The sequence below is a fragment of the uncultured Fretibacterium sp. genome (genome assembly GCF_938030725.1).
Taxonomy (GTDB): domain Bacteria; phylum Synergistota; class Synergistia; order Synergistales; family Aminobacteriaceae; genus Fretibacterium.
The window spans coordinates 1-9422 of the sequence record NZ_CALHIQ010000151.1 but is presented as its reverse complement, the minus strand read 5'-3'; the positions used below and the strand labels follow the sequence as shown (position 1 = coordinate 9422).

Here is a 9422-nt window from a genome sequence, read left to right as displayed (position 1 = left end):
GATGTAGTTGAATTTCAAGCCACCGAATTCATTGCTCAACCGGATAGCAGCTATATGGTGAGAGGTCGAATGGCCTGGAGTGGAGACGGTCACATCGTTTTCTTTAGTATAGTCCACCATATCCTTAAATGTCTTAAAGGCTGAGTCCTTTGGAACCACGATAATCTCTGGATCGAAGCATACCATGCCTAGTGTCTTGAAGGATTTTAGGGTATAGGTGACGTCTTTCAGCAGAGGATTATTGACTACAGCACTGGTATACGCCAACAGGGTGTAGCCATCTGGCTTGGCGTTTGCAACATAGGTTTGTCCAATCACAGCGCCACCACCACCACGGTCCTCAACAATCAGGCTATGACCATTAAAATAATCCCTGCCGGCTGTGTCTGTAAACACACGGGTAGTGATATCCACACCACCGCCCGCGGCGTAGGGCACGACAATGGTGATATTCTTGGCAGGGAAATCTGTTGCAAGCGCACCGACCGGCAGAGCAAAAACAAGAACAAGCATCAGAGCGATAGACCGAATCTTCTTCATAATTAAAACGTCCTCCTTTTTATTTTAACCAATCAAAGTTGGTCAATTATAACGTTTCAAGTGCTGTTGACAGCCGACGTATCGCCTCTATCACGTTGGCTCGGGTGGTGGCAATATTGATGCGCATGTGGCCAAGACCCTCCTGTCCAAAGTTAGTGCCATTGTTGAGGCCTAACTTCGCCTTCTCCTCAAAAAAGCGTACGAGTTCATCCTGTTCCAGTCCCATCTTCCGACAGTCCAACCAGATCAGATAGGTTCCTTCAGGGCGTAGAACGGAAATTTTATCCGTTTTTTCCAGAAAAGCGCACAGGATATCCAGATTTCCCTCCAGATATTCCACAAGCTGATCGGCGTAGTAATCGCAATGAGTATAGGCAGCGATGGCGGCCTGGGTACCGCAGAGGTTTTCACCTATGCCCTTGTTATCCAGTACGGCTTCATGGATGCGGCCTTTCAAATCCGCGTTGGTGCAGATGAACCCCGCTGTGCGGAACCCGGCTACATTGAAGGTTTTGCTGGCGTTAACGAAGGTTACGGAATGCTCCGCGAACTCTGGCCTGAGGCTGGCAAATGGCGTATGACGGAAGCCCTTGTACACAATATCTCCGTGTATCTCGTCGGACAGCACAATCGTATGATGCTTGAGGCATAGTTCTCCAATCCGGGTCAATTCCTCCTTCGTAAATACCCGGCCCGTCGGATTATGGGGATTGCACAGCAGGAATAGGCGGGTGCGCTCTTCAGCCAGAAAAGCCTCCAACTGCTCGAAGTTGATTTCATAGCGGCCATTCACAGGCTTAAGTTCACATCGAAGTACATTCCGGCCATTATGCATGGCCAGATCATTGAAGGGCGGGTAAGAGGGGGTGAACATCGCCAGGTTATCACCAGGATGGCTCAGTGCGCGCACCGCGCAAATAATGCCGGGGATTACACCTGGCACGAATTCACAAAAGCTGGATGGCACTTCCCAGCCAAAGCGCTTTTTTTGCCACAGGGCAACAGCTACCTTGAAATCTTCGCTGACATCCGGATAACCGTATACTCCCTCCATCATACGCTTAACGCAGGCGTCGATTACGGGCTGAGGACACTTAAAATCGGTGTCTGCAATCCACATAGGCAGCACGTCTGGTCCGTAATGTAGATATTTTTTGCTATCGGTCCCACTGCGCATCACTGGTTCGTCAAAGTTGTGCTGCATAGGCCTCGACTCCTTTCCGAAAAAAGAATTGGTGCGGACAAAGCGTCGGAATAACGGGCAAAGAGGGGTGACGAACATCTCCCCGGACAACCCCGCTGCGTCATTGATCTACAATAGAGCCATCCTCACGCAGCCTCGTCAGGCGGATGAGAGGATTTTTCTTCTCTACATCTGGTGTCAAGCCCCCCATACCCGGGGGATCGCTGGCAGCACATCCCTCCCTCAATCCGAGACATCCACGTCACCAGAGCCCAATTTGACGTGCCCCCGGAGTGGTGAGATCCTCCAGGACATAGGGTTGTATTTCTCCACGGCATGAGCCAACGCAATGGCTTCCCCTCGCTTCATGCGACGCTGGAGTTCCAGACACAAATCGATACTACCACCTGTCATCGCCCGAATCTTGCCCACACGATCCACCGCCTCTGAGATCATGGAAGCGTACGTACCCTTATAAGGCTGACTACGCGGCTCATCCAAGAAAGGGTGCAGATGACCGACGGCGTCAAAGCCCCCAGCCTTGGCATCCAGCCAGCTTTTGCTAAAAACCTCGGTAGTGAATCCGCCCACGTCATTAAATTTCGCGATTTATTCAGATACTGGTCTCAAATCCGTGCCACACCGGATTTTCGCGCAGCTTCAGCCACTGCCTTGGCTACCGCCGGACCGACCTTTAAGTTGAACGCCTCAGGGATGATATTGTTCTCGTTGAGTTCGCCCTCAGGTATCAGACTGGCGAGCGCGTGGGCTGCCGCCACCTTCATCTCCTCGTTGATGTCGCTGGCGCGCACGTCGAACACCCCCCTGAATATGCCAGGGAACGCCAGCACGTTGTTGATCTGGTTCGGGAAGTCGCTGCGGCCAGTCGATATCACCCGCGCCCCTGCAGCTCTTGCGTCATCAGGGAATATCTCTGGCGTTGGGTTCGCGCAGGCGAATACAATCGCGTCCTTCGCCATACTGCGCACCATATCCTGACTCACACTGTTCGGGGCAGAAACCCCGATAAATACGTCTGCTCCCCTCATCGCGTCCGCGAGCGTACCCTTTATTTTACTTGGGTTCGTGACCTCGGCTATCTCCTCCTTAATCCAGTTCATGCCCTTGCCGCGGCCCTTGTAAATAGCACCCGTCCTGTCACAAAGCGTGATATCCTTCGCCCTGGCGCTCAGGAGCAGCTTCGCTATGGCTATGGCCGCGGCCCCTGCACCACTTATCGCGATTTTGACTTCATCCAACTCCTTGCCCACAACCTTAAGCGCGTTCATGAGACCAGCCAAAGTTATAACAGCCGTGCCGTGCTGGTCGTCGTGGAAGATCGGAATGTCACACTTCTCCTTCAGTTTGCGCTCAATCTCAAAACAGCGCGGAGCAGCTATATCCTCAAGGTTGATTCCGCCGAACGAACCCGATATATTGCAGACGGTTTCGACGAATTTGTCGACGTCCTTCGTCTTGACGCACAGGGGAAACGCGTCAACGCCTCCAAAGGCCTTGAAGAGCACGCACTTGCCTTCCATAACTGGCATCCCAGCCTCCGGCCCGATGTCGCCGAGCCCCAACACCGCGCTGCCGTCCGTGACGACGAGGCACAGGTTGTGGCGACGCGTGAGCGTGTAGCTCTTGTCCGTGTCCTTCTGGATTTCAAGGCAGGGCTGGGCCACGCCAGGTGTGTAGGCCAGAGATAGGTCCTCTTTCGTAGCCACAGGCACAGTAGCCACGACCTCGATCTTACCTCCCCACTTTTTGTGAAGCCGCAGTGATTCCTTCGCGTAATCCACGCTCGACGCCTTCCTTTCTCAAACAAACCATAACTTCTACTTTTAATTTAAAATTCCTTATCGTTGTTTTAAACCATTTTTTCAGGCTTAAACACCTCGTCGAATTTTTCCGGCGTAAGAAACCCAAGTCCAACACAGGCCTCCTTCAGGGAAATATTTTCCATGAAGGCCTTTTTTGCCGTTCTTGCAGCATTTTCATAACCAATATAGGGATTGAGACACGTCACGAGCATCAAGGAACGGTGAAGGTTCTCGTTCATTTTCTGCCTGTTGGCCTTTATCCCGACGGCACAACGGTCATTGAAGGATTTCAGGGAGTCTGTCAGGAGCCTGGCAGACTGAAGAAAATTGTAAATGCAGACCGGCATGAACACGTTTAGCTCAAAATTGCCTTGTGAAGCAGCCATTCCCACGGCCACATCGTTTGCCATGACCTGCACTGCCACCATGGTGACGGCCTCGCACTGTGTGGGATTTACCTTGCCTGGCATGATAGAACTTCCGGGCTCGTTCTCCGGAATGAATATCTCACCCAGCCCGCATCTGGGGCCAGAGGCCAGCCATCGGACATCATTAGCTATCTTCATCATGTTACAGGCTAGAGCCTTCATCGCACCGTGGGCAAAGACGAGCTCGTCCTTGCTCGTAAGAGAGTGGAACTTATTGGTGGCCGACTTGAATTTTTTCCCAGTCATTGTTGAAAGAATCTCGGCGGCCAATTCACCAAATCCTGCGGGAGCGTTCAAGCCCGTGCCTACAGCCGTGCCACCCAACGCGAGTCTGCAGAGCCCTGGCAGGGCAAGCTCCAGCATGGAATGGACGTTGTCCAGCATCCCTTTCCAGCCACTGATTTCCTGCGGGAACGAGATGGGCGTCGCGTCCTGAAGGTGCGTGCGGCCAGTCTTGATTATCCCCTCATTCTCCTTGATCAGGCGCTCGAATGTCGCCGAGAGAAGATCAATAGCGGGCAGGAGCTTATCCTGAATGCATATCGACGCAGCGATGTGCATCGCCGTCGGGAACGTGTCGTTGGAACTCTGGGACATGTTGACGTGATCGTTCGGGTGTAGGAGCTTTGCCCCAGCAATCTCGTTGCCCCTGTTGGCTATAACCTCGTTGACGTTCATGTTGGACTGAGTGCCGCTGCCGGTCTGCCATACAGCCAGGGGGAAGTTGCCGTCAAGTTTTCCCTCCAAAATTTCGCCGCAGACCTGCGATATAATTCGTTCCTGTTTCTCATCAAGCTTTCCGAGACGCAAGTTAGCGGTCGCGGCAGCCCACTTCAGATAGGCAAACGCCTCAATAATTTCCTGCGGCATTTTTTCAACGCCTATTTTGAAGTTTTCAAAGCTCCGCTCGGTCTGAGCACCCCAGTACTTGTCCGCGGGGACCTTAATTTCACCCATGGAATCGTGTTCTATGCGGAATTCCATAACATCCCTCCTCACTAATGGCAACTGAGATTTCACTCAGGATAAATCTGTTCCAGTCTTTTAAGCGCAGTCTTCATGAGATCTTTATAGATGCTGTTCCCGTGCGCATCCATTCCGACAACAAGCGGGCCGAACTCCTCGGCCTCCAGATCCCACAAAGCCTCAGGCATCCCAAGTTCAAACCAGTGCACGTCATAAACCGATTTGATCCCCTGCCCCAGTTTCGCAGCACATCCGGGAGCGGCTTGGAGATATACGTACCCGTATTTCTCGCAGGCTTTCAGAGTATCTTCGCCCATGCCTCCCTTGCCGATTAAAACTCTGACGCCCAAGCGACCGACAAAGTCCGCATGAGGTTCCATGCGAATGCTGGTCGTAGGGCCAATGACGTTCAACTGCCAGCTTCCATCCGTTTTTTTAAGGCAGACGGGGCCGGCGTGAAAGATCACGGCGCCCTGAAAATCCTTCGGAAAGGGTTCTCCGGCGTCATAAAGCTCTCGCAGTTTTAAATGAACCATGTCTCTGGCAGTAAAGATATGGCCCGTCAAATAAACCACATCACCGAGTCTCAGAGAAAGCACGTCCTCGTCTTTTACAGGGATTGTAATAACTCTTTTGTCCATGGCCTATCTCCAGTCCATCCCAGCCTTAATTAAAGGATACGTTCGACTTTTCCGCTATCGTGGAGCCTGATACCAGCACGGCGAGCCACCCAACAGTGAAAATTAATGGCGACAGGGGCAATAGCGGTATGCGTAGCAGCCTTCCCTATTTTGACGGCCAGGCACACCGTGTCCCCCCCCGTTCCCGCGGCTCCAAGCCCCAAGGCGTTTATATTGTCCTTTAATTCCGTCTCCATACGATTCAACAACGCGTCAGAATTGCTGTCATTCCACTTCCGCGTGCTTATAACCTCGCGGCTTATTTTGGCGGCGACGTCCATCTGTCCGCCGATGCCGATGCCGATGCCAAAAGGTGGACACGGTTTTCCCCCTGCGCCCACGACCGTCTCTAGGACAAAACGCTTCAGCCCCAAATAGTCCTTGTCCAGCCTCAGCGTGGCCGGGGTAAATATCTTCATTGCGTTTCCCAACTCAGCGCCACACCCTTTAAAGCTGATTATCATGTCAACGTATTTCTGGCCAGGACAGTATCTGTACTCGATATTGGGCACGCCATCGCCAGTGTTGTCCCCAGGATTGTGACGCGTCAGCGGATCCACTATGCTGGGGCGAAGATATCCCCTTTCCGTAGCTTCGCCAAGGGCGTCTGTGATGGCGTCATGCATATAGGTGGGGAAGCCTCCATCACTGAAATACACCCATATCGTTGGATAGCCCGGAGACTGACAGACCGCTTTATCCTGCTTCTTCGCGATGTCGAGATTGTCCAGCATCGACGAGAGCATGCTGACGGCCGTCGCGTTCGTCTCCCGATCCAGCGCCTCGGCAAGGAGCGCCTTGACGTCTTCGGAAATTTCCGTGACAGCACGCAGTACAGCCTCCCTAACCGCCTCTTTCTTCCCATGATTTTCCATGATAGCCCCCCGTTAAAGAAAAATCTCACCCATATCGCTTACTTTTTCCAACAGGTGAATCCTTTGAAGCAGCTTATCCGACGTGGCGCTGTCCAGCATCGCATCGGTAAGAGAGCGAAACTTTCTGTCCGCCGCTGCGGAGTCAAACGGATTTTTAAAATCCCCGATGGGATATTCTATTCGCTTAATAATGATCTCACCACTGCGCAGACGCAGCGTCAAGCAGTGTATCCATTTGGTAGGATCGGCCTTAAATTCTTCATTGAAATCAGGATTCACTATGACGTCTATCTTCCGAATCAAGCTCTGAATATCCGAATCCCTAATATTTTCCTCCGTGAAGACTTCATCATTTAAACTCCCCAGCAGGAGCTTCGCAGCAATACAGAACTGAATACTGAACTTGGCCGCGTAGGGCGATTCAGGTTGCGGGTCACACGCTGTCTGGTATGCAGCCTCATAGGTTTCGTCCACAATAGACTCTATATCCTTTGGATTTATGGAGTGCTCCGCCAGAATCCTCTCAACGCCATAGGCGGCGGAGTGAATATGCCGGCAACAGGCATATGGTTTGAATGAATTTTTCTCTATCGCGTACCCTTCCCCAAAATCGCGAGTCAGGCACTCCAAGTTATATTCTGGGGCGACTGCCTTCACAAAGCCGCGGTCTCCCTCCAAGATTGCAGGCGCTCCTGTAAAGCCCAACTTCGCAAGCTCCGCAGAGCGTATGCCGGCCAGGTTTGCGTGGGCGGTGTGAAGGACCTTACTCATGGCACCGGTGACGATGAACTCCCAGAGCCCCGCCGCCTGCGTTCCTGCGGAAGCCAGGCAATTAACAAACTCATCCTCAGAAAGTTTCAGGAGTTTCGCGGCAGCCACGCCAGCGGAGAAGGACCCCACGACCGCAGTGGTGTGCCAGTAATAGTAGGAGGATGGATTTATCGCTTCGCCGATCCTGGCGCCGGCCTCGTAGCCCGCAACAATGGCCTCTATGACATCCTGACCGCTCCTGAGGCTCTGACCAAGCGCAAAAGCAGTTGGGATCGTAATAACTGCGAGGTGAGTTATGGATGTGTTATGCACGTCGTCCATATCCATGACGTGCCCAAAAACGGCATTCAACGCTGCAGCGTGTTCCACGCTCGTCATCGAAAAGCCGGGCTTGAAAAGGGAAGCCTGAGGAGCGGATGGCTTGTCAGCATAATACTTCTGCCAGATACCCGATTCTTTCTTGACAGAACCTGCGATGGCAACCCCGATAAAATCCTCCACACACATTTTTGCCATATCGACAACGTGCTGGCTAAAGTTTTCAAATCGCATGCCGTGCAGATATTCGGCCAGACTTCGCGTATATGAAGCAGTGGGCAGCATACATTCCACACCCCTCGGCAAGATATCAGATAAAAAACTGCGATTAATTAATGAAATGAAGTTTACATCTATCATTAAAAATCACAATGGCAAAAATACTTAGATTTCGCATATCTTTATATTAAGCTCATCGCTGTTAAGTAACTCTCAAGGGCCGCGAGGTGAACACCACCAAGGGGATTAACAGCTCGCTTATCATAGCACTTTTCTACCGCTTAATTTCTTACGATTACAATCAAAACACACCATCAGGAGATGAGCGAAGGTAAAGACCGCATCAGCAAACGACCAGTGAGCAACGTGCGCCGTGCCCAGGCAGTGGGACGTAGCATCCCAAAAAACAGGCAAAATTTTAACCTACGACAGGGTGGTTTTTCGCGTTTTTTGCCGTACCGGAAGGGTGCAGGATCAGAGTTGGCGTAACCTGTAAAACGTCGGAGCTTGAGCTTCGTTAAAGTCGTCCAGTCGGTGGATTCGGGAGTATGTCGGTCGCTTTAAAGTCTTCCTCCAAGGGCAGTTATTCTTGGTAAATGGGTTTGACGGGCACAAACAGCGAAGGAGAGTCTGCGCCGAAGCTGGTCCTTTTTTTCTGAATGGGAAGGGGATGAGTTGTCACCATCAATCCACGCAGGCGACATCCTAAACAACAACGGGCGAGAAAGTATCCTGTGCCTTAGCGTACAGGGCCACGAAAGACCGCAAGGTAACAGAATAATCCTTGACAAGGATGACGCTATGCTATAGCATATAAACGTTGTGCAAACTTGATGACATCTTCAAAAGAGCGGAGGCATTTCAAAGAATGAGGTCGAAATTCGTCGTATTGCTGAGTTTGCTTTTCTGTTTCGTATTCGTTTGGAATATTGAGGCAACAGCGGAGGTCCCCTTTCACATTGGGATCATGACGGGCACCGTATCTCAGGCGGAGGATGATCTGCGCGGAGCCGAGCTCTTGATTCAGAAGTACGGGAATACGGCTGAGGGCGGAATGATAACCCACATCACGTACCCGGATAATTTTATGTCGGAGATGGAGACGACCGTCGGACAACTGCTGGGATTGGCGGACGACCCTCAGATGAAGGTCATCGTGGTCAATGCAGCGGTGCCCGGGACGACTGAGGCTTTTCGCCGCATACGCGAAAAGCGTCCCGACATCCTCCTCTTCGCAGGATCGTCACATGAAGATCCCGCAGTCATTACGGCTGCGGCGGACAAGGCCATAAGCAAGGACAACATCAGTCGCGGCTATACGATCCCCCTCGGTGCAAAGAAGATGGGGGCGAAGACTTTCGTCCACATTTCCTTCCCCCGGCACATGAGTTACGAGATGCTGGGACGCCGCCGCGCCATCATGGAGGTAGTCTGTAAAGACCTCGGCCTCCAGTTTGTCTTTGAAACGGCGCCGGACCCGACGAGCGACGTGGGGGTGGCTGGCGCGCAGCAGTTCATCTTGGAAAAGGTCCCCACATGGCTCGAAAAGTACGGCAAGGACACAGCGTTCTTCTGCACGAACGACGCGCACACGGAGCCGCTGCTCAAGCGCATCGCTG

The 9422-nt window shown here is 52.2% G+C and carries 8 protein-coding genes; 1 reads left to right on the top strand and 7 read right to left on the bottom strand.

What is annotated here, in order from left to right; translation table 11 throughout:
* The 7 genes from Q0629_RS08595 to Q0629_RS08565 form a co-directional block, all read right to left on the bottom strand.
* On the bottom strand, positions 1-540 hold a 540-nt coding region (locus Q0629_RS08595; RefSeq protein WP_298781427.1), incomplete at its 3' end, for a tripartite tricarboxylate transporter substrate-binding protein.
* 46 nt (positions 541-586) lie between these two features.
* Entirely contained in the window at positions 587-1744 is a 1158-nt protein-coding gene (locus Q0629_RS08590) for a MalY/PatB family protein (protein WP_298781425.1), read from the bottom strand.
* Between the two features lie 605 nt (positions 1745-2349).
* Entirely contained in the window at positions 2350-3525 is a 1176-nt protein-coding gene (locus Q0629_RS08585) for a malic enzyme-like NAD(P)-binding protein (protein WP_298781423.1), read from the bottom strand.
* A 68-nt stretch (positions 3526-3593) separates the two neighbouring features.
* Positions 3594-4958: a class II fumarate hydratase gene (gene fumC / locus Q0629_RS08580; protein WP_298781421.1), complete on the bottom strand. Its 1365-nt coding sequence runs from the start codon at positions 4956-4958 to the stop codon at positions 3594-3596.
* 32 nt (positions 4959-4990) lie between these two features.
* Positions 4991-5581: a FumA C-terminus/TtdB family hydratase beta subunit gene (locus Q0629_RS08575; protein ID WP_298781419.1), complete on the bottom strand. Its 591-nt coding sequence runs from the start codon at positions 5579-5581 to the stop codon at positions 4991-4993.
* A 29-nt stretch (positions 5582-5610) separates the two neighbouring features.
* Entirely contained in the window at positions 5611-6495 is an 885-nt protein-coding gene (locus Q0629_RS08570) for a fumarate hydratase (protein ID WP_298781416.1), read from the bottom strand.
* A gap of 12 nt (positions 6496-6507) precedes the next feature.
* On the bottom strand, positions 6508-7869 hold the full coding sequence (locus Q0629_RS08565; RefSeq protein ID WP_298781413.1) for an MmgE/PrpD family protein: 1362 nt from the start codon (positions 7867-7869) through the stop codon (positions 6508-6510).
* Positions 7870-8671: 802 nt separating this feature from the next.
* Here Q0629_RS08565 and Q0629_RS08560 point away from each other — a divergent pair.
* On the top strand, positions 8672-9422 hold a 751-nt coding region (locus Q0629_RS08560; RefSeq protein WP_298781411.1), incomplete at its 3' end, for a DUF3798 domain-containing protein.